The sequence below is a fragment of the Sorangium sp. So ce128 genome (assembly GCF_051525245.1).
GTDB classification, from domain to species: Bacteria; Myxococcota_A; Polyangia; order Polyangiales; family Polyangiaceae; genus Sorangium; species Sorangium cellulosum_B.
Genome location: NZ_CP150313.1, coordinates 3642288 through 3662843, shown reverse-complemented (window position 1 = coordinate 3662843; position 20556 = coordinate 3642288). Strand labels below are relative to the sequence as shown.

Genomic DNA, 20556 nt, shown 5'->3' with positions numbered 1-20556 from the left:
TGGAACCCGAGACGGGGCTGCGGAACACCGGACGGTGGCCCGTCCAGCGCACTTCGCACGTGCAGCATGGGCCGTCGGCTGGGGAGAGGCAAGGCCCTGCATGGCACACGTGCTGCCGATGGCGAAGCGCGTCGAGGTCGTGTCACATCTCGTCGAAGGGGCGGGCATCCGGCCCACGACGCGGCTCACGGACGTGAGCAAGCCTGCGATCCTGTCGCTGCTGCTGCGCGTCGGCGAAGGCTGCGAGCGGCTGCACAACCGGCTCGTGCGCGACGTCGATTGCGTGACGGTCCAGGTCGACGAGATCTGGAGCTACGTCCACAAGAAGGAGGCGCGCGTGCAGCCGGGCGACTCGCCGGAGTTCGGCGAGGCGTACACGTTCGTCGGCATGGCGAGCGCGTCGAAGCTCGTGATCGCCTACCGCGTCGGCAAGCGCGACGAGGAGAACACCACCGCGTTCATCAAGGACCTCCGGGCCCGGCTGGTGACCATCCCGCAGCTCTACAGCGACGGCTGGGCGCCCTACGTCGCTGCCGTCGGTGGCGCGTTCGCGCTCGCGGGCTCGGTCGACTACGCGCAGGTGGTGAAGCGCTACAACCGCAAGGCTCGCAAGGACGACGATCACCGCTACGAGCCGCCCCGCGAGCCGTTCATCACGAAGACGCCGGTCTTCGGCGTGCCCGACATGAAGCGCGCGAGCACGTCTCACGTCGAGCGGCAGAACCTGACGATCCGCATGCACATCCGCAGGTTCACGCGGCTCTGCAACGGCTTCAGCAAGCGCCTCCCGCACCACAAGGCGGCCGTCGCGCTGCACATGGCGTTCTACAACTTCTGCCGGCCGCACGAGGCGCTGCGCGTGACGCCTGCCATGGAGGCGGGGCTGACCGATCACGTGTGGAGCGTGGAGGAGCTCGTCACGGCGGCGCTCTCCGAGGCACCGGGGGAGCCCCCGAAGCCGAAGGCGTTGAAGCTGCCCGATCCGCCCGCGGGAGCGCCCACGTCGCCCGCCAGGGCCCTGCCCAACGGGCGCGGGTTCCTCCGGCTGGTCGGAAGCGCGCCGGCTGCGCCGGTGGCGCCTGCGCCCGCTCCGGAACCGCCGCCTGCACCGAAGCCTAGGCGGATGAAGCAGTTGAGTTTGTTCGACGAGGACTAGCTGACTGGCGGCACTGGTGACCAGGGGTCCACGCTCGGGCTCATGAGCATTCCATGGACCGGCTGAGCAACCACGGGCCTCGACATCGAAAATGCAGCAAACGCCGTGTCAAAATCGCCAACGTCGATATGCGACGCCAAAGTCTCATACGCGTCTTCTGGTCGCCCTACTCGACGCTCGCCGAGCATCAGCAGCGTGAGCGCGTTGTGTGAAGCTGACGCAAGATAGAAAATCCGCACCCCTCGACTGGCATTGTTAATCTTCGCTCTTCGTACGCCCGAGAAGTCGTGTCTTCGATTCTTAAGTTCGTTGGCCGGATGAAACGCGACCGATGGCCGAGCAAGCCCATTGGCTATGGTGCCTCGCAGAATGGCTAATACGGCTCCCTCGAATCCGTGAGGATTCTTGTCGGCTCGGCTGCGGATCTCTGTAAGCTGCAACTTCGCCAGCGGCGTCCAGTTGATCGCCAGCAAATTCGGCGGAGTTGCACTCATCGAAAGAAGTCTTCCGCGCTTTCGATTGGTCCCTTCACACTCCCAGGAGTGTACTGCGGTATGGCTGGACGACTGTACGCGCTGTAGTCGTCACCTTCGATGAACATAAGCGTGGCCACGATCTCGCGTCCGCGTGATATGGCCTCGATAAGAACGCGCCTGTATGTTTGGAGCAACTCCGGTGCATACTGCGCGAGGAACGCCTCAAATCTCTCCTTCTGTTCTTCGGACTCTAAGTCGGCCAATGCGGATTCTATCTGGTTCTTCACGCGCTCATTTTTTTCTTGCGCTTCCACAATGACCTCTTCTTCCTCTTGGCTTGCAACTCCATGGGTGAGTTGGATCGGCCGACTCGCAAGTTTTGACAGGCGCTCAATCACGTTAGCGGCTAGGCGGCGTCCAGCTTTGAGCCGCCGGTTTCGGTCGCGCTCCGCCGCAGTTGTAGCGGCGGCTAGCATGTAACTCTTTGCGGCCTGAGTAAGCCCGTCGACTTGAAGACCGGTGCGCATGGTACCTAAGTCTAGCGCCGGGCTGGATGGCGTGCTAGCGCGGAACAAGTTACGCCATAAGCGGAATTATCGTGATAGTGCGGCACAGCTTGCCTGCTATCCGCGGGCCATCTGCGCCGTCGCTCGCGATCTCGGGCGAGTCGTCGGTGGGCCACCGCTCGCTCAGCGCCGTCGGCGGAGCTTCCGAGCGAGCCTTGCCCGCGCGAGCCGCAGGCGACTGCCAGCGGTGCCGAGCGGGATGCGGAGGATGTCGGCGATCTCGGTGCCGCCGTGCCCGAGAGCGGCGAGGACCAGCACCTCGCGAGCCCAGAGCGGCATCGCAGCGATCGCCATGAGCGCCGAACCGGCGTCGATGCGCTCGCCGACGTGACCGGGGTCGACTCGCTCCTCAGCCGTGGCGGCCCACGGGTCGTCGACCGGCACCTCTCGGCGACGGAAGGCGCGTTCGTGGTAGTGCGTGCAGTGGAACCTGCACACCCCGAACAGCCAGCGCTTGAGCGCGTCCAGAGGTTCGCGTGTGCGGTCGGGTCTGTAGCGCCCGGCTTGCGAGCTCATCCACGCCCCGAGCACGACGTCCTGGCACACGTCGTCGAGGTCGACGGCGCGCACACCGAGGCCACGCAGAGCGCTGCGGATGAGCGGCTCCTGCGCGGCAATCTCGGTGATGTTCAGGACGCGAGCGGGGCCAGCGTGCGGGCCCCACGGGTTCATGGGGCACCTCGGCCGCACGTCGGGCATCGGTCCGCCGCAGCGAGCCCGCCGAGCAGCTGCTCCACAGTGATGCCCGCCGCCTTCGCGGCGCGCTGTACGGTCCCGGGCGAGCCGTGGTCACGCCCGCGGGCGATGCCTTCAAGGCACGCGACGGAGACGTCCATGACCTCGGCGAGGCAGGACCACGACCCGTACGCGGTTCGCAGGTTCTTCAGCGCTGCCCGGAGGCGCTTGCGCTGGGTAGGTGTGAGTGAGAGACAGGAGGCGGATCGGCGGCGGCGCTTGGGCGCACGTTCGCCTTCTTGCTCGCCAGAAGGCGAACGGACTACGGTCAGCATGTCGGACCTCGGTTCTGTCGGGGTTCGGCCACGCAGCCCGGACGATTGCCGTCGTCGCGGGCTGCACTTCCTTGCGCCGAACGCTACGGACCGAGATCGCTGTTCGCCACGCGAATCAGGCTATTTTGACCACTCGCGGGCAAAACTGACCACTACCCCTCTCGGACCCGCCCCAGAGGTCTCGACCTCCCCGGGACACGCGCCACGACGCAACCCCCAGGTCTGGATCTGGGCGTTGCTTCAAAATTCTACCAAACCCCAGATCGTGACCCTCTCACGCCCACGGTGATGAGCGCCCGCCACGGTCGCGACGTTCCGGATCCCCGCGCTGCACTCGGGCGATGCAGCGCTGGTTCTGGAGCTCCTGCCCGACGCAGCCGAGGCCCCCTTCGGGCGGCCCGCCTGCGCCCGAGACCAGCGCGCGCACCTGATCGCCCAACGCGCAGCCCGCCTGGGCCGACATCCAGCCACCCCAGCTGAAGCCCACCAGAAAGACGCGCGAACGATCGATGCAGTGCGACGCCGCGGCCTCGTCGATGAGCGCCTTGGTGAACGCGACGTCGGGGGACGTCGTGCTGCGGTTGTCCCATCCCACGGCACCGCCGTACCAATCCTGCGGCACGCCGTCGGGGAACATCAGGACGGCTTGTCCCTCCGTGGTGTCGCGCAAGCCGAAGGTGGACACGTCTCCCTGGCCCGTGCCGCTGTGCCCGTGAAAGCTGATGACGAGCGGCGCGGGCGACTTCGTCGTTGCGGGAACGAGATAGTAGCGGCGGGTCGCGCCGCCCACCTCGATCGACCTGTAACCTTCGGTTGCCTGGTCCGGCGTCGCGCAGCCGTCGCTCGGGTCGCCGCCGCCAGCGCCCGTCGCCGGGCCGCTGCCGGCGCTGCCACCCGAGCCCGTCGGAGCCGCCGGTCGACGTCCCTTGGCCGCCCGAGCTGCCGTCGCTGCCGCCGCCGCTCTGGCTGCCAGAGCCGCCCTCCGCCCCCGAAGTCCCTCCGGAGGTCGAGCCCCCGCCACCAGCCTCGCCGTCGCCGGCGCTCGCGCCGCCGCTTCCGCTGCCCCCGGCCACGCAACCGCCGATGACGGCAGCCAGCGCGATCGCCGAAACGACGCCATCACGACGCTGGTACTTCAAGAGCCACCTCGCCCCTTCCACACGGTGGACACGCCTCGCATCACCCGCAGGCTGCGGAGTTTACCGCTGTCCATTCGATGGGGGCCCTGACGTGCGAGGCGGCCGGAGCTCGGCGCCTGGGTCAGCTCCGTCGAGCCGAGGCGCTCAATCGCAGCCCAGGTTCGCGCAAGGGTCGCAAACAGCGGGCAGGCAGTAGCCGTCGACCACGACATTCCTCGCGCAGAGGGCGTCCAGCACGCTGCCGAACGAGCTTTCACCGGGGTTCCCCGAGAGAGAGACCTGCGCGCAGTGGTTGAATACGACGTCGTTCAGCGGAGACGCGTCCTCGATCAGGTTGTCCGACAGATCCAGCGTGACGATGAGCGGCACGCCCAGGAGGGGCGTGAGGTCGGTGATGGAGTCGGAGCGCGCCTCGATCCGCTCGAGGCCCGCGAGCCCCGTGACCCAGCTCAGATCCGCGCCGTTCGATCCGATCTCGCTGATCGTCACCCCCCTCAGCTGCGGGTAGGCGGCGAGCAGGGACGTGTCCGTCAGCGGGTTGCGAGCGAGCCCCAGGTGCTGCAGGCTGGGCACGCTCGCGGGATCGAGCCCTGCGATCGACGCGATGTGATTGCCGCTCAGGTGCAGGTTCGCGAGGGCCGGAAGGACCGCGCCGAGGCTCACGTCCTCGACCTCCGCGTCATCCAGGATCAGCGTCGTCAGGGAGTGGAGGCCCGGCAGCGTCGCGAGGCTCGTCACCTTGGTGTCGGTGAAGTCCGCGTTGTTCAGGCGCGGAAACCTGGAGAGGATCGAGAGCTCGGCGACGTCGGTGTGGTCGACCGAGAGATGGTACAGGGCGTGTGTACCGTCCAGCCCTTCGAGGGCCTCGAGCGGATTGCCCGACAAGATCAGGTTCTGAAGCTCCGCAAGGTCCTTGAGGTCTCTCGTCGACGAGACGAGATTGTCCTTCGCGTACAGCGAAAAGAGCGCCGGGTGCCCGGAGAGCGCGCCCAGCGAGACGATCCGATTCCCGTTCAGGTGCAGGTTGTAGAGCCGCGGCAGGCGCGCGAGGACCGAGATGTCCTCGATCTGATTGCCCTGGAGGAACAGCTGCTCGACCGATTTGGCGCACTCGAGGCCGCTCAGGTTCTCGATGCCAAGGCCGGCGAGGTCGAGCACTTCAGGCGCGGCGGCGACCGCCGCCCCCGGGATCGGTTCGCCGGCGCCGAGGCCGAGCTGCTCTCGCAAGCCCGCGGCGAGCGCTGGATCCGGCACCTCCAGATACCCGTTGCAGCCCTCCGGAGCTGGCCTGGCGTCGACGCTCGCGCCGCCCGGAGCGCCCGTGTCGCTCGACGCGTCCCCATCGTCGACGACGCTGGCACAGCCGAAGAGGGGAAGGCACATGGCCCAGACGAAGGAGCTCCGCATTCTGGTGAGCATGAGGCGGCTCCAGCAAACCCGGTGCCGCCGCCGAGCACAGCCAATTCTGGCCGATCTGGCTCATCGGCCCGCCAAATGAGCCATCCTGCGCCATCTACCCTGTGCCAAGTCGCATCCTGCTCGCTCGACGGGCGCGTTCCTCGACGGCGCGCCCCTTTCTGACGCGAGGACCACGGCGAACGCCCCGACCTATCGGTTCATCTAGGATTTTATCTCATGGGATAGGTCACGTACCGACGGGAGACGTCAGCGGCCCTCGCTCGCGCCCGTTCCCCCGGGGTTTCTGCGGTCGGCACCCGCCGAGATCACCTTGGCATCCGCCCTGCAATACCCCCCAGCGTCCACGCCAGAGTAGCTCAGCGGTTAGAGCGCGAAAACAAACTCCGGACGGTGTTCTCCGGCGCGATGAGCGCCGGCAGTGAGATCCGGGGTTACTTCCCTTCTAAGGACGAGGTCGCGGGTTCGAGTCCCGCCTCTGGCACCAGGGCGCAGCGCGGCAGTGAGCGTCACGGCTCCTTCGTTTGAACACGACCAACCCCGTGACCACCATCCTCCGCGCTGCGCCCGCTTTCTCGAGCGGGGCGCACCTTCAACCTGCGCCCCGCTCTCGACCCCTCGCCGCGCGTGCGTCGAGGATGGAGGTGTCATCATGGCGTTCTTTCAGCATCTCAAGCGTCAGGACAAGCGCAGCGCCGACTCGCACCTGAACTGGATGGGCGGCCGCTCCTACGACATCGCCGATCCGCTGAAGCGCCTCCGCCTCGCGGCCTCGTCGTGCTTCTTCGGCGAGCCCATGTACTACCACCTCGATCCCGCGGATCCGCGCCCGGCGAAGGCCGTGAACGCGGCGAAGACGAAGGTATCGGCGAAGGCCGCGAAGAAGGCGGCCGCCCGCGCGCGCCTCTCGGACGCCGAGGTGCGGCGCCTGCGCGAGACGCTCGGCGCCGTGGACCCGGCCGAGTGGCGCAAGCTCTCGCCGGCGGCGCTGATCGAGAAGGCCATCGACGAGGCGCTCGCGGCCGATCCGGAGGCGACGCTCGCCGAGGCGGCGCGGCTGCGCGAGGAGGAGCATCTGCGCACGACGCCCCAGGTCATCCTGGTGCGCGCGGCGAACACCGCTTCCGTGCGCGGAACGGGCCTCGTGCGCAGCTACGCGCCGCGCATCCTGAAGCGCGCGGACGAGCCGGCGGTCGCCCTCGCGTACCAGCTCTACCGCTTCGGCAAGCCGGTGCCGAACGCGCTGAAGCGCGCGCTGCGCGACGCCCTCGAGCGCTTCGATGATCACGCCCTCGCGAAGTACCGGCTCGAGGGCAAGGGGAGCAAGACCGTGGACGTCATGAACCTCGTGCACCCGAAGAGCCCCAGCGTGGACCGCCTCGCGAAGGGCGCGCTCCGCGCGACGGGCCGCACCTGGGAGGCGATCGTCTCGGCGCGCGGCTCGAACCGGTGCGCGTGGCGCAAGGCGCTGCCGGTCATGGGCCACATGGCCCTGCTGCGCAACCTGCGCAACCTGATCGCGGCGGGCGTGCCGTTCGACCAGTTCCTGCCGAAGCTCGTCGAGACGGCCGCGGACGGCAAGCAGCTGCCGTTCCGGTACTACAGCGCTTACCGCGCCGTGAAGGGCTGCGCGCCGGGCGCCGTGCTCGACGCGGTGGAGAAGTGCCTGAACCGATCGCTCGGCCAGGTGCCGTACTTCCCCGGCCGCGTGATGGTGCTCTGCGACAACAGCGGCTCCGCGCAGGGCACGACCACGAGCAGCCTCGGGACGATGCAGATCTCCACGATCGCGAACCTCACGGGGGTCGTGGCCGGGATGCGCGCGAGCGACGGGCACCTCGGCGTGTTCGGCGACCGGCTGGAGACCTTCGCGGTGCGCAAGCAGGAGAGCGTGTTCTCGCAGCTCGAGAAGGCGGAGCACCTCGCCCGCACGATCGGGACGGCGACCGAGAACGGCGTGTGGCTCTTCTGGGATCGCGCGATCCGCGAGCGGCAGCGCTGGGACTCGGTGTTCGTGATGAGCGACATGCAGGCCGGCCACGGCGGCCTGTACGGTACGCGGCCGAAGGACTACGCGGACTTCGCCTGGAACGGGCACTACATCGACGTGGCGAAGCTCGTGGCGACGTACCGCGCGCGGGTGAACCGCGACGTGCGCGTGTTCCTTGTCCAGGTCGCCGGGTACCAGGACACGCTCGTGCCGGAGTTCTACGATCGCACGTACATCCTCGGCGGCTGGGGCGAGGGGCTGCTGCGCTTCGCCGCGGCGATGGCGCAGGACTAGCGTCCCGTCCCTGGAGAGCGCGAACCCAAGGAGCGCAGCAGCGGGCGCCGAGTCCGCTGCTGGGCCAAGGACGGCCGAAGGTGCCGACGGCAACGTCGCTCGGCCCGATGAGCTCATCGCTCGCATGGAGCGACGCCGTGCGCCCCTGACGGAGCGATCGCGACACCATAACGCAACACGCCGCGAGCCGCCTCACCGACCGGGTCGGGAGCCGCTCACGGCGAGCGCGTTACGACGCTAGCGCGGGCTTCGTCAGGCCTTGGCGCCGAGCCCGAAGCCATCGTGCAGCGCACGGACGGCGAGCTCGGCATACTTCGTCGAGACGAGGCACGAGATCTTGATCTCGCTCGTGGAGATCGCCTGGATGTTGATCCCCTCCGCCGCGAGCAGCTGGAACATCCGCGCCGCCACGCCCGCGTGCGTCCGCATCCCGAGGCCGACGATCGACACCTTCACGATGTCCTCCTCGTAACGAATGCTCACGGCGCGCACGCCGCTGGAGACCTTCTCCATCACGAGCTTCGCCCGCGGGAGATCGGCCTTGCCGACGGTGAACGTGACGTCGGCCTTCACCTCGCCGGACGCGCCGCGCGCCTCCAGGCCGTAGCTCGGCGCGTTCTGGATGATCATGTCGACGCTGATGTTCTCTTCGGCCAGCGCGCCGAAGATCTGCGCCACCACGCCCGGCTTGTCGTCGACGCCGACGAGCATCACCCGCGCCTCGTTCCGGTCGAGCGCCACGCCCGTCACCGTCACGCTCTCGAGAGACTGCTCCTCGCTGACGACCCACGTGCCCGGCACGTCCGAGAACGACGACCGCACATGCACCGGGACACCGTACTTCATCGCAACCTCCACGCTCCGTATCTGAAGGACCTTCGCTCCCAGCGAGGCGAGCTCCAGCATCTCTTCGTAGCTGATCCGCTCGATCTTCCGCGCCGTCTTGCAGATGTTCGGGTCCGTTGTGTAAACGCCGTCGACGTCCGTGTAGATCTCGCACTCGGCGCCCACCGCCGCCGCGATCGCCACGGCGCTCGTGTCGCTGCCGCCTCGGCCGAGCGTCGTGATGTTGCCCGCGTCGTCCACGCCCTGGAACCCGGCGACCACCGCGATCTTCCCCCCGGCCAGCGCCTCGTGCAGCCGCTGGGCGTCGATCGCCTTGATCCGCGCCTTCGTATAGGCGCTGTCGGTCAGGATCTTCAGCTGGTGGCCAAGGAAGCTCCGCGCCTTGCCCCCCTGCGCCTGGATCGCCATCGCCATCAGCGCGGCCGAGACCTGCTCGCCGGTCGCCGCCAGCGCGTCCATCTCCCGCGCGTCGGGCACGGGCGCGATGTCCGACGCCAGCTTGAGCAGCCGGTTCGTCTCGCCGGCCATCGCGCTGACGATGACCACGACGTCATGACCGGCCTGCTGTGTGGCGAGCGCCCGCGCGGCCGCCCGCTGGATGCGCTCGATGGACCCGACGGACGTGCCGCCGAACTTCTGGACGATGAGGCTCACGCGAGGTGTGGCCAACTAGTCCAACACAGACGCCCAGGTCAAGGAGAAATTCGACCGCCGCGCGCGCCCGGCGAGCCCGTCCTGCGCACGACATGTCGCGGAGAAACCGCTGCGACCCCGCCAAACCGGGGATAGCCCGGACAACCGTGCCCGGAGCAGCCCCGATCGCCGGGAATAAACCCCAGGTTCAACCGCTTCGGGTCGGCGCTGTTGACAGAGATCCACCCGCCGCTACGATGGCGCCGCCTTTCGCCTGGGTAATGGGTGATCCAGGGTGCTACAACGGCGCGCCCGCCGGCCATGGCGGGGGGGATCGCCAGGGGCGAACGACGGAGCCGGGCGCTCCGCTTCTCAAGGAACCATCTAAGGAGGTCATTTTGGCTAGCGATGTGATGATCGAGGCGAGCTCGCTGACCAAGCGCTATGGGTCGCTGCGCGCGCTCGACAAGGTGAGCTTCGAGGTCCATCGCGGCGAGGTCGTCGGCTTCCTGGGACCGAACGGGGCCGGCAAGTCGACGACGATGCGCATCCTCACCTGCTTCCTCTCGGCGTCCGCCGGGACGGCGCGGGTCCACGGGTACGACGTCTTCGACGACCCGCTCGATGTCCGGCGCAAGCTCGGGTACCTGCCCCAGCGCGCCCCGCTCTACGGCGAGATGAACGTCTGGGAATACCTCTCGTTCGTCGCCGACATGCGCGGCCTCGATCACTCGCTCTTCAAGAAGCGGATGAAGGGGATCGTCGAGGTGTGCGGCCTCGCCCAGGTGCTCGGCAAGGACATCGGCACGCTCTCCCACGGCTATCGCCAGCGCGTCGGCCTCGGCCAGGCGCTCGTCCATGACCCCCCGATCCTCATCCTCGACGAGCCGACGAGCGATCTCGACCCGAACGAGAAGGCGGAGGTCATCCGCTACATCAAGGAGATCGGCAAGGAGCGGACGATCCTCCTCTCCACCCACAACCTGTCCGAGGTCGAGGCAGCCTGTGCCCGCGCCATCGTCGTCTCCAAGGGGCGCGTCGTCGCCGACGGCCCGCTCGACGAGATCCGCGCCAAGAGCGGCAAGGTCCGGTACGTCATCACCGTCCACGAGAAGAAGGTCTTCGAGGGCGGCGACGGTTACCGGTCGGGCGCGCGCAAGCCCCCGACGGCCCAGGAGGTCCAGGAGGCGCTCTCCGGTCTGCCCGGGGTCACCAGCGTCACCGAGCTGCCGACCGGCGACAGCGCCCACAGCTTCCAGCTGCTCGGCGCGCTCGGCGGCGACATCCGGCCCGAGCTCTTCCAGCTCGTCGTGCAGAAGGGCTGGCTCCTCCTCGAGATGCGGCGCGACTCGCAGAGCCTCGAGGACGTGTTCAAGGCGCTCACGCGCGGCGACGAGCGCAAGGACCGCGGCCGCAAGCTGATCACCGACGATCTCGACGACGAGGACGAGGCGAGCGCGCCGGCCGACGACGAGGACGACGAGGACGAGGACGACGACAGCGCCGGCGACGAAGCCAAGGACGGCGGCGACGGCGACGAGGACGAAGGCGCAGAGGAAGAAGCGCCCGCCAAGAAGAAGGGCTGAACGGTATGAGCACCACCCTGACCATCGCGAAGCGGGAGTTCCGCTCCAACTTCGATTCCCCCCTGGCCTATGTCGTGATCTGCTTCGGGCTGATCGCGCTCGGCGTCATCTTCTTCCTGATGAACGGCGGCTTCTGGCAGGCGGACCGCGCCTCGCTCGTGCAGCTGTTCAGCTGGGCGCCGATAGGCCTCTCCTTCCTCATCATCCCCGTCATCACGATGCGGCTCCTCGCCGAGGAGAAGCGGAGCGGCACGCTGGAGATGCTGATCACCCTGCCCGTGCAGGATCACGAGGTCGTCCTCGGCAAGTTCCTCGGCGCGTGGGGGCTCGTCCTCGTGCTCGTCTTCTCGACGATCCTCTACCCGCTGATGATGTTCGTGTGGCCCTGGCACCTCGGCGCGCTCGACAGCGGGCCGGTGCTCTCGGGGTACATCGGCCTCGTGCTCTACAGCGCGGCGGCGGTGTCGATCGGCCTCCTCATCTCGTCGCTGACCGACAGCCAGGTGATCGCGTTCTTCATCACCTTCCTGGTGCTCGGCTTCCTGCACGGCGTGGACAACCTCGCCGACTACGCCCCGTCGCTCATCCGCGACGTCCTCTCCTTCATCAGCTTCGACACCCGCCTCACGCCGTTCGCGCGCGGCATGGTGTCCACCCGAGACATCGTCTTCTTCCTCTCGATCACAGCGGGCTGCCTCATGGCCTCGTTCAGGGCGCTCGAGCGCAGGAAGTGGGCGTAAGGACCAACCATGGAACGGAAAGCCAAAGCCGCGACGCAGACAGGCGTCTACCTGGCCATCGTTGCCGCCATCCTCGTGGCGGCCAACGTCATCTCGTACGGCGCCTACAAGCGCTTCGACATGACGAAGACCGAGAGGTTCACCCTCTCGAAGGGCTCGGCCCACCTCGTCCGCGAGGGGCTCAAGCAGGATCTCCAGATCGACGTCTACGTCACCCGGGGGCTCCCGAAGCACGAGGCGTTCATCCAGGACCTCACCGACCTCATGAACGAGTACGAGCAGGCCTCGAACGGCAAGCTCCACTACGCGATCATCGAGGCGAAGACGGACGAGCAGCGCGCCGCCGCCAAGGAGGCGGGCCTGCAGGAGGCCGCCTTCGGCGAGGGGAGCGAGACCGGCCAGGATCAGGCCACGATCACCCGCGGGTTCATGGGCATCGCCTTCAAGTACGGCAGCGAGAAGGAGGCGATCCCGATGCTCTCGCCGGACCAGGCGCAGGGCCTCGAGTTCTGGATCACGAACACCATCCGCGAGATCCGCGACAAGGCGGACGCCATCGACACCAAGATCGGCGTCGTGACCGGCAAGGATGAGATCAAGCTGACGGACCCGAACCTCGTCGCGTCGCAGGGCGGCCGGGGCGGCGGCCCGTCGATGCGCGCGCTGCTCGAGCACCACTTCCCGTTCTACAAGTTCGAGGACGTCGATCTGAAGGGCGGCGACAGCGAGATCAACAAGGAGCTCGCCGGCCTCGTGATCACGCAGCCGGGCAAGGAGTTCACCGAGAAGGAGCTGCGCCGCATCGACCAGTTCATGATGCTGGGCAACAAGGCGCTCGCCGTGTTCGCCGGCGCGGTGAACCTCAAGGCGTCCGACCCGGCGATGAAGGCGTCGCTCAACACCTGGGGCCTCGAGAAGCTGCTCGACGGCTACGGCGTCGAGATGAAGAAGGAGGCCATCCTCGACTGGAGCCGCTCGATGGCCATCCCGGTGCAGACGCAGTCGGGCCAGATGATGTGGTTCCGCGCGCCGGGCATCCTCCAGCTCCAGGAGGACAGCCGCTTCGACGAGAAGGAGCAGATCCTCGACTCGTCGTTCCCCGGCTTCTTCCGCCTCCCCGAGCTCGCCTTCCCCTTCCCGTCGACCCTCGTGCCGCACCCGGAGAAGCAGCCCGAGGCGACGATGAAGGTCGTCGCGCGCTCGACGCCGAAGACGACGGTCGACGTGTCCGAGGCCATCGACATGAAGTTCTCGGCCGACTGGAAGCCCAAGGGCGAGTACGCGCAGCGCGCGATCGCGGTGACGGTCGAGGGCAAGCTCAAGAGCGCCTTCGGCGGCCAGGAGGGGCTCGGCATCAGCGCGCCCGCGGAGAGCGCGGACAAGGGCCGGATCCTCGTGCTCTCGGCGTCGCAGTTCCTCGCGAACCCGTTCGCCCGCTCCGGCAACCCGCCCCCCATGCCGCCGCAGATGGCGATGATGGGCGGGATGGGCGGCGACGAGGATCTCCTGATGCTCTCGCAGCCGTACGCGCAGAAGTACCTGACCGCCACCATCCTGGCGTTCAAGAACACCCTCGACTGGATGGCGGGGGACAGCACGCTGCTCGCCGCGACCGCGAAGATGTTCGGCGAGACGAACCTGACCTACGCGGGCATCGAGAAGCCGAAGCAGGAGGCCACGGACGACGAGGCCACCCTGGCCAAGAAGGCCGAGGAGTACCGGGCGGAGCGCAAGACCGTGCAGCAGCGCGTGCAGTGGACGCTGACGCTCCTGCCGGCGGCGCTCTTCGCCGTGTTCGGCCTCATCCGGTGGCGGCGTCGCGAGAACGCCCGCGAGAACATCACGCTCGACTGAGCCAGAGCCCCATCGGGTGAAAGAGCCATGAAGACCGAGCACAGAATCTACATCGCCCTCGCCGTCCTCGCGCTCCTCGGCCTCGGCGTGTACTTCACGCAGAAGAGGCAGAAGGACGAGCTCGCCGCGCACTCGGCGACCGCCGCCACGGCGGATCTGCCGAAGGTGGGGATCTCGAAGGAAGACGTCGAGAAGGTCACGAAGATCGCGATCAAGAACGCCGACAAGTCCGACGTGACGCTCGAGAAGAAGGGCGACACGTGGGAGGTCACGAAGCCCGTCAACGCCAAGGCGAACGCGGCGAACGTGCGGAGCCTCCTCGACAACCTGAAGGAGCTCAAGCTGAAGGAGGTCATCGACCGGACGAGCGGCACGTACCCTCAGTACGAGCTCACGGACGAGAAGGCGGTCCACGTCGTCGCGTACAAGGGTGAGGAGAAGGCGCTCGACCTGTACCTCGGCAAGAGCGGCTCGCGCGGGCAGATGGCGCGCGTCGACGGGCAGGACGGCGTCTACGTCGCGGGCGGCTACTCGAGCTACCTCTACACGCGGGAGCCCAAGAACTGGCGCGAGACGTCGATCCTCAAGTTCGAGGACGAGAACGCTATCCAGGTCTCGGTCGAGAACAAGAACGGCCTGTTCAGCTTCTCGAAGAACGGCGACAAGTGGGCCGGCACGTTCGCTCAGCGCGACAAGGGCGGCAAGCTGGGCGCGGCCTCCGCGAAGTGGGAGAAGTTCGACGAGGCCAAGGTGAAGGACCTGCTGCGCGCCTACAAGAACCTCGGCGCGGAGGACTTCGGCGACGAGAAGTCGGACACGGGGCTCGACGCGGCGGCCTCGAACGGCGGCATCATCACGATCAAGCTGAAGGACAACGCGGGCGACTTCACCGTCAAGGTGGGCAAGACCGCGAAGGGATCGAGCCGCTACGCCACGAAGGAAGGCGGCGACGGCACGATCTACGTGCTGTCGTCGTGGTCGGCCGACTGGGCCATCGCAGAGCCGAAGAGGTTCGAGAAGGCCGAGAAGAAGGACGACAAGAAGGGCGAAGACGCCCATGACGATGAGGCGGCGGGCCACATGGGCCTGGACGACGCCGAGTAGCAGGCGACGTCGCGCATGAGAGCGGGAGGCGCTGGGAGACCGGCGCCTCCTTGCATTTTGTGCGCCCGTCTCCGAAGCCGCGTCGGCGTCTCAGCGGCCCAACCAGACACCCTCAACCTGGGTCGGCGCCGGCAACCTCAACCTGGGTCGGCGCTGGCAACCTCAACCTCGGCACCCTCAACCTGGGTCGGCGCTGGCAACCTCAACCTGGATCGGCGCTGGCACCCTCAACCTGGGTCGGTGCAATCAATCGGCCCGGTGTAGCTCTCGAGCCACGCGAACCTCGATTCGCACTCAGGGGCCGATGTGACGAATATTCGACGCACTCTGCGCACGATTTTTCGTCACCTATGACCATGGCGCCCGGTGGGCTCAGAGGCGTTCACGGCGGAATCAAGCCCAAACCCTGGATTCCCGTGTTTTCTGTTTGCCCTGGCTCGATTTTCGCTTATGGCTGCGCTCACTCAGGCCCCCGCTGTCCTTACCGGACGGATCACGACATCCGGCCGACCTGAGCCGCCAGAGAGCCTATGCGCACGTTCGTCGAAGTCCTTCAGCAGAATTCGGTGCACGCCGACCGCGCAGTCACGTTCGTTCGCAGCTCCGGGGAGGAGCGAGCGATCAGCTACGCCGAGCTCTGGGTCGAGGCGAGGCGCCGGGCCTACGCCCTTCGCAAGCTCGGGCTCCGCAAGGGCGACCGCGTCGCGCTGATCCTGACGGAGGCCGACGAGTTCGTCCTGACCTTCGTGGGCGCGCTGACGGCAGGCATCGTCGCCGTCCCGATGTACCCGCCGCAGTCGCTGGCCAAGCTCGAGGCGTACGGCGAGACGGTGCAGCACATCCTCGAGGCGTCTGGCGCCAGCGTGCTCGTCACGAACGAGCAGCTCAAGGAGATGATCGACGCCTACCTCGCGGCGAACGGAGAGAGCCGTGAGGCCCTGCCAGGCCTGCGCGTCGTCCTCGAGCGCGACCTGCGCGCGCGCGATGGGTTGGACGCGTTCGACGCATCCGACGCACCGCACGCGGCCGAGCCCTGGCGCGTGTCCCTCGACGACCTCGCGTTCCTGCAGTTCACTTCGGGGAGCACCTCGCGGCCGAAGGGCGTGATGGTGACCCACCGCAACCTGACGGTGAACAGCCACGCCATCATGTTCGACGGGCTGCGCTCCACGCCGGAAGATCGCGGCGTCAGCTGGCTGCCCCTCTACCACGACATGGGGCTCATCGGCTTCGTCATCGCGCCGCTCTACGCGCTCGTGCCGGTGATGTTCCTGCCGACGACGGCGTTCATCCGCCGCCCGTCCCTCTGGCTCGACGCGATCCACAGGTTCCGCGGCACGATCACCTTTGCCCCGAACTTCGCCTTCGCCCTCGCCACGCGCGCCGTCACCGACGCGCAGGCGGGCAGCTGGGACCTCTCCTGCGTGCGCGCGCTCGGGTGCGGCGCCGAGCCGATCCAGGCCGACGTGCTCCGCGCGTTCCTCCGCCGCTTCAGCGAGCGGGGGCTCCGCCCGGAGAGCATCCTTCCCTCGTACGGCATGGCCGAGGCCACGCTGGCGATCACGTTCAGCGACCTCAAGGCCCCGCTCACCACCGATCGCGTGGACGCGAAGGCGATGCAGGCCGGCAAGGCGTGGCCCACGAACGGCGGCGCGTCGCTGGAGCTCGTCTCCTGCGGTCGCCCCCTCCCCTGCCACGAGCTCATCATCGCGGGCCCTGACGGATCGCCGCTCGGCCCGCGTGAGGTCGGGGAGATCTGGGTGCGCGGCCCGAGCGTCGCCGCCGGCTACTTCAACGAGCCAGAGGCGACCGAGGCGGCGTTCGGAGGGGGCTGGCTGCGGACAGGGGATCTCGGCTATACCGTCGCCGGCGAAGTGTACCTGTGCGGTCGCTCCAAGGACCTCATCATCCTGGGCGGCAAGAACTACTTCCCCCAGGACATCGAGCGCATCGCGTCCTCCGTCGAGGGGGTGCGCGACGGCCACTGCGTCGCGTTCTCGTGCCTCACCGCCGAGGGGGCCGAGCGCGCGATCGTCGTCGCCGAGGCCAAGCGGAGCGTGGCCGGCGTCGCGCAGGCGATCACCCAGGCCGTGCGTGCCCAGCTCGGCGTGCAGCTGTCCGAGGTCGCGCTGATCAAGCGGGGGACGCTGGCGAAGACGTCGAGCGGCAAGGTGCGGCGCCGCGAGATGAAGCGGCGCTTCGAGGCCGGCGAGCTCGAGGTCGCCTCGGATATTGACGAGGGCGCGACGCCCTCTCCCCATGGCGACGCGATCCGCGCGAGCGGACCGGCGTCGCGAACCGAAGGGGGCCGCGCGGGCGGCGCCCCGGCACGTGTCGAAGGAGTCATCGATGGGATCCAGTAAGGCCGAGGTCGAGGTCAGCTACGATGTCTCGAACGAGTTCTTCAGGCTCTGGCTCGACGAGCGCATGAACTACACCTGCGCCGTCTACGAGTCCCCCGAGCAGTCGCTAGAGGCCGCGCAGCTGAACAAGCTCCGGATCCTGTCGGACTTCGCCAAGGCGGGGCCCGGGAAGAAGGTGCTCGACATCGGCTGCGGCTGGGGCGCGGCGCTCGAGTACGTGGCCACGACGCGCGGCGTGACGCGCGCGGTCGGCGTCACCCTGTCCACCGCGCAGGCCGCCGAGGTGAACGCCCGCAAGATCCCCGGCGTCGAGGTGGTCGGCGGCGACTTCCGGACCTTCGCGACGGCCGAGCGGTTCGACAGCCTCATCTCGATCTGCATGATCGACCACCTGTGCTCGCCGGAGGAGGCGCGCCAGGGCAAGGCGATCGACATCTATCGGGCTTACTTCAAGAAGGCCTGGGAGCTCACGAACAAGGGCGCCTGGTTCGGCCTCCAGACCATCCTCCGCAACCGGACGCCGCGGATGACGCCCTGGGGCGGGCTCCCCGCCGGCACGAGGAACGAGCTGGAGGACATCTACTTCGTCACGAAGGAGATCTTCCCCGGCGGCCTGAACCCTCGGCTCGAGGACATCATCCAGGCGGCGAACCCCTACTGGGAGGTCATGCAGGTGAACACGCGGCGCGAGCACTACCAGCGCACCACCGCGGAGTGGCTCCGCCGGCTCCGGCTGAACGAGAAGACCATCCGGTCGACGTGGGGGGACAAGGTCTTCGACGACTACGATCGTTACCTGTCGACGTGCGTGAACGCGTTCGACAAGCACTACAGCTCCCTCGCTCAATACGAGCTTCGCAGGATCGACTGAACCATGACGGACAAGACCAATCTGCTCGAGATTTTCAAGACGGTTGCCGCCCGGGTGGACAAGCGCGAGTTCCCCAATGTCACCGCGACGTCTGTGATCACCGAGCTCGGCATCGACTCGCTCTCGATGATGCAGATCGTGGGAGAGATGGAGACCGAGCTCGGGATCATGATTCCGGACGAGGATCTGGTCGAGCTCATCACCGTGGGCGACCTCTGCAAGAAGGTCGGAGAGCGGCTGGAGGCGACCGTATGAGCCAGCTGGAGGAGAAGATCTTCCAGGAGTACATGACGTTCTTCGAGAAGGCGGAGCGCGAGCGCCGCTGGAACGTCTTCCAGGACATCCCGTGGGAGCGCGTGAACAAGGACGCGAGCGAGGAGCTCGCCCTGTGCGCGGAGACCTTCTGCTCGGTCGAGATGTACCTGCCCGACTACGTGGCGAACGGCATCAACCTCGTGCGGAAGTATTTCGGCCAGGCGTGGTTCCAGGCCAACTGGGCCTATGAAGAGTCGAAGCACTCGCTCACGCTGATGCAGTACCTCCTGCGCTCCGGCAAGCGCACGGAGGAGCAGCTCAGCGATCTGCAGCACAAGATCTTCGCGAAGAAGTGGGACCTCCCGTTCCACACGCCGCGGCAGATGACGTTCTACGGCTGCGTGCAGGAGATGGCGACGTTCGTCATCTACGTGAAGCACCGGGAGCGGGCCGCGACGGAGGGCGACGAGTGCCTGCGGACGATCTACGACTACATCGCCCGCGACGAGATCGCCCATTGCCGCTTCTACCAGAGCGTCATCAAGGTGCTGCTCGAGGAGGACCGGCCGGGGACGCTCACGGACATGGCACACGTGTTCGCGAACTTCGAGATGCCGGGCGTCGGGATCGTCCCCGACTACGACTCGCGCATCCTGAAGATGCGCGAGGCCGGCGTCGACCGGAACGTGTTCATCCAGAAGGTCTACATGCCGATCCTCAAGTACCTCGGCGTGAACCGGCACGAGATGCTTGCCGCCCAGCGCACCGCGCTCGATCTTCGCCGCGGCGGTGAGCGCCGTGACCCCTCGATCGAGGGCCTCGCAAGCGCTCCCAACCTGGACAACACTGCGCCCCAGGCGCTGTCCGCCTGAACCTTCCACCTCCCCCCAACGAGCAAGAGCAGTCCGATGCGAAGGCGCGTCGTCGTGACCGGGATCGGAGCCGTTTGCCCGCTGGGCAACGACGTCGCGACCACCTGGCAAAACCTCCTCGCCGGCAGATCCGGCGTGGACTACATCCGCGATTTCCCCGTCGACAGGCTCCGCAGCGACATCGCAGCCAGCGTGAAGGGGTTCGATGTCGGGAGGTACCTGTCGCCCAAGGAGGCGGAGATCTATGGCCGCGTGACCCACTTCAGCCTCGCGGCCGCGGTGGAGGCGCTGCGCGAGGCCGGCATCGTGCCGATCGAGCGCGCCTCTGGCGCGGAGGACGAGGCGGCGGAGCGCGCGGGCGCGCGGGCACAGGGCGCGCCGCCGCTCGCCGCCGCAGCGCCGGCGAGCGGCATCGACCGGACCCGCGTCGGGTGCCTGATGTCCACGGGCATGGGGTCGGTCGAGATCTTTGAAGAGCAGGTCGGCAGGAGCGCGGCGCGCGGCCCGCGGGCCGTGTCGCCCTACTTCATCCCGGGGGTCATGCCGAACGGCGCGGCGGCGCTCATCTCCATGCGATACGGGCTCATGGGGCCGTCGTACAACCTCGCGAGCGCGTGCGCGACGGGCACGCACTCGATCGCGACCTCGGCCCTCATGATCGAGGCGGGCGAGGCCGACGTGATGGTCGCGGGGGGCGCCGAGGCCGCGACGCGGCTCAACACCGTCGCGGGGTTCGGCAATGCGAAGGCGCTCGCCAGGGCCGTCGACGGCGACCCGACGCGCGCGAGCCGCCCGTTCGACCGGCGCCGCCAGGGCTTCGTGATGGGCGAGGGAGCAGGCGCGCTCGTGCTCGAGGAGGAGCAGCACGCGCTCGCGCGCGGCGCGAAGCCGCTCGCCGTCGTGGCCGGCTTCGGGATGACCACGGACGCGGAGCACCTCACGCGGCCGCACTCGGGGGGGCTCGGGCTCGCGCTCGCGGTGGAGCGCGCCCTCGCCAGGGCAGGCACGGCGCCGGAGGCGATCGGCTACATCAACCCGCACGCGACCTCGACGCCGCAGGGCGACGCCGCCGAGGTGCTCGCGCTGCGGCGCGTCTTTGGCGAGCGCCTCGCGCGCATCCCGATCTCGGCGACCAAGTCGATGATCGGGCACCTGCTCGGCGGCGCCGGCGCCGTCGAGACGATCGCGGTCGTGTGCTCGCTGCGCGACCAGCTGCTGCACCCGTCGATCAACGTGGATGAGCTCGATCCGGAGTGCTCCCTGGACGTCGTGAGGGAGCGGCGGGCGGTCGATCTGCGTCACGCGGTGAAGTGCTCGGCGGGCTTCGGCGGGCACAACTGCGCGCTGGTGCTGGAGCGGGCGTAGCGCCGGCGACCGCCGCGGGA

17 protein-coding genes and 1 tRNA gene are annotated in these 20556 nt (G+C 68.0%); 12 read left to right on the top strand and 6 right to left on the bottom strand.

The features are described 5' to 3' along the window. The first annotated feature begins 100 nt into the window (after window positions 1–100). Window positions 101–1156 (top strand): IS1 family transposase, encoded by a 1056-nt coding sequence (locus tag WME82_RS14255; RefSeq protein WP_438043279.1) that lies wholly within the window; start codon window positions 101–103, stop codon window positions 1154–1156. Here WME82_RS14255 and WME82_RS14250 read toward each other — a convergent pair. The 5 genes from WME82_RS14250 to WME82_RS14230 all read right to left on the bottom strand — a co-directional run bounded on the left by WME82_RS14250 (window position 1153) and on the right by WME82_RS14230 (window position 5766). Continuing rightward, on the bottom strand, window positions 1153–1650 hold the full coding sequence (locus tag WME82_RS14250; protein ID WP_438043278.1) for a hypothetical protein: 498 nt from the start codon (window positions 1648–1650) through the stop codon (window positions 1153–1155). The genes WME82_RS14255 and WME82_RS14250 overlap by 4 nt on opposite strands. Next, window positions 1647–2159 (bottom strand): hypothetical protein, encoded by a 513-nt coding sequence (locus tag WME82_RS14245; protein ID WP_438043277.1) that lies wholly within the window; start codon window positions 2157–2159, stop codon window positions 1647–1649. Before WME82_RS14245 ends, WME82_RS14250 begins: the two co-directional genes overlap by 4 nt. 162 nt (window positions 2160–2321) lie before the next feature. Then, window positions 2322–2870, bottom strand: a complete 549-nt coding sequence (locus WME82_RS14240) for an RNA polymerase sigma factor (RefSeq protein WP_438043276.1) — start codon at window positions 2868–2870, stop codon at window positions 2322–2324. A gap of 612 nt (window positions 2871–3482) precedes the next feature. Then, window positions 3483–3998: an alpha/beta hydrolase family esterase gene (locus WME82_RS14235; protein WP_438043275.1), complete on the bottom strand. Its 516-nt coding sequence runs from the start codon at window positions 3996–3998 to the stop codon at window positions 3483–3485. Between the two features lie 493 nt (window positions 3999–4491). Continuing rightward, window positions 4492–5766 carry a leucine-rich repeat domain-containing protein gene (locus tag WME82_RS14230; RefSeq protein WP_438043274.1) on the bottom strand — a complete coding sequence of 425 codons (1275 nt, stop codon included), beginning with the start codon at window positions 5764–5766 and terminating at the stop codon, window positions 4492–4494. Between the two features lie 345 nt (window positions 5767–6111). On the opposite strand from WME82_RS14230, the gene WME82_RS14225 reads away from it, so the two are divergent. Together WME82_RS14225 and WME82_RS14220 are read left to right on the top strand one after the other, a co-directional pair. Continuing rightward, window positions 6112–6250 (top strand) — tRNA-Arg (locus WME82_RS14225). Window positions 6251–6415: 165 nt separating this feature from the next. After that, window positions 6416–8047 carry a TROVE domain-containing protein gene (locus WME82_RS14220; protein WP_438043273.1) on the top strand — a complete coding sequence of 544 codons (1632 nt, stop codon included), beginning with the start codon at window positions 6416–6418 and terminating at the stop codon, window positions 8045–8047. Window positions 8048–8299: 252 nt separating this feature from the next. On the opposite strand, the gene WME82_RS14215 is transcribed toward WME82_RS14220, so the two are convergent. Next, entirely contained in the window at window positions 8300–9547 is a 1248-nt protein-coding gene (locus tag WME82_RS14215) for an aspartate kinase (RefSeq protein WP_437745977.1), read from the bottom strand. A gap of 377 nt (window positions 9548–9924) precedes the next feature. On the opposite strand from WME82_RS14215, the gene WME82_RS14210 reads away from it, so the two are divergent. The 9 genes from WME82_RS14210 to WME82_RS14170 all read left to right on the top strand — a co-directional run bounded on the left by WME82_RS14210 (window position 9925) and on the right by WME82_RS14170 (window position 20536). Continuing rightward, a complete protein-coding gene (locus WME82_RS14210) occupies window positions 9925–11112 on the top strand; it encodes an ATP-binding cassette domain-containing protein (RefSeq protein ID WP_438043272.1) in 1188 nt (395 codons plus the stop codon). 5 nt (window positions 11113–11117) lie between these two features. Continuing rightward, window positions 11118–11852 (top strand): ABC transporter permease, encoded by a 735-nt coding sequence (locus tag WME82_RS14205; RefSeq protein WP_437535377.1) that lies wholly within the window; start codon window positions 11118–11120, stop codon window positions 11850–11852. Window positions 11853–11861: 9 nt separating this feature from the next. Next, a complete protein-coding gene (locus tag WME82_RS14200) occupies window positions 11862–13706 on the top strand; it encodes a GldG family protein (protein ID WP_437745975.1) in 1845 nt (614 codons plus the stop codon). 27 nt (window positions 13707–13733) lie between these two features. Continuing rightward, complete coding sequence (locus WME82_RS14195) at window positions 13734–14810, top strand: DUF4340 domain-containing protein (RefSeq protein WP_438043271.1); 1077 nt, start codon at window positions 13734–13736, stop codon at window positions 14808–14810. A 566-nt stretch (window positions 14811–15376) separates the two neighbouring features. Next, entirely contained in the window at window positions 15377–17173 is a 1797-nt protein-coding gene (locus WME82_RS14190; protein ID WP_438043270.1) for a fatty acyl-AMP ligase, read from the top strand. Next, the gene (locus WME82_RS14185; RefSeq protein WP_438043269.1) at window positions 17160–18044 is read left to right on the top strand and encodes a class I SAM-dependent methyltransferase; all 885 of its coding nucleotides are present in this window, start codon (window positions 17160–17162) and stop codon (window positions 18042–18044) included. Before WME82_RS14190 ends, WME82_RS14185 begins: the two co-directional genes overlap by 14 nt. Window positions 18045–18047: 3 nt before the next feature. Next, a complete protein-coding gene (locus WME82_RS14180; protein WP_012235160.1) occupies window positions 18048–18299 on the top strand; it encodes an acyl carrier protein in 252 nt (83 codons plus the stop codon). Continuing rightward, window positions 18296–19171 carry an acyl-ACP desaturase gene (locus WME82_RS14175; RefSeq protein WP_437745971.1) on the top strand — a complete coding sequence of 292 codons (876 nt, stop codon included), beginning with the start codon at window positions 18296–18298 and terminating at the stop codon, window positions 19169–19171. The genes WME82_RS14180 and WME82_RS14175 overlap by 4 nt, the downstream gene beginning before the upstream one ends. A gap of 54 nt (window positions 19172–19225) precedes the next feature. Further along, the gene (locus WME82_RS14170) at window positions 19226–20536 is read left to right on the top strand and encodes a beta-ketoacyl-[acyl-carrier-protein] synthase family protein (RefSeq protein ID WP_438043268.1); all 1311 of its coding nucleotides are present in this window, start codon (window positions 19226–19228) and stop codon (window positions 20534–20536) included. The last annotated feature ends 20 nt before the right edge of the window (window positions 20537–20556 follow it).

Coding starts and splice junctions, on each gene's coding strand:
- WME82_RS14220 (WP_438043273.1), top strand. CDS start 6,416: ATGGCGTTCTTTCAGCATCTCAAGCGTCAGGACAAGCGCAGCGCCGAC.
- WME82_RS14255 (WP_438043279.1), top strand. CDS start 101: ATGGCACACGTGCTGCCGATGGCGAAGCGCGTCGAGGTCGTGTCACAT.
- WME82_RS14250 (WP_438043278.1), bottom strand. CDS start 1,650: ATGAGTGCAACTCCGCCGAATTTGCTGGCGATCAACTGGACGCCGCTG.
- WME82_RS14200 (WP_437745975.1), top strand. CDS start 11,862: ATGGAACGGAAAGCCAAAGCCGCGACGCAGACAGGCGTCTACCTGGCC.
- WME82_RS14180 (WP_012235160.1), top strand. CDS start 18,048: ATGACGGACAAGACCAATCTGCTCGAGATTTTCAAGACGGTTGCCGCC.
- WME82_RS14230 (WP_438043274.1), bottom strand. CDS start 5,766: ATGCTCACCAGAATGCGGAGCTCCTTCGTCTGGGCCATGTGCCTTCCC.
- WME82_RS14195 (WP_438043271.1), top strand. CDS start 13,734: ATGAAGACCGAGCACAGAATCTACATCGCCCTCGCCGTCCTCGCGCTC.
- WME82_RS14245 (WP_438043277.1), bottom strand. CDS start 2,159: ATGCGCACCGGTCTTCAAGTCGACGGGCTTACTCAGGCCGCAAAGAGT.
- WME82_RS14205 (WP_437535377.1), top strand. CDS start 11,118: ATGAGCACCACCCTGACCATCGCGAAGCGGGAGTTCCGCTCCAACTTC.
- WME82_RS14185 (WP_438043269.1), top strand. CDS start 17,160: ATGGGATCCAGTAAGGCCGAGGTCGAGGTCAGCTACGATGTCTCGAAC.
- WME82_RS14240 (WP_438043276.1), bottom strand. CDS start 2,870: ATGAACCCGTGGGGCCCGCACGCTGGCCCCGCTCGCGTCCTGAACATC.
- WME82_RS14175 (WP_437745971.1), top strand. CDS start 18,296: ATGAGCCAGCTGGAGGAGAAGATCTTCCAGGAGTACATGACGTTCTTC.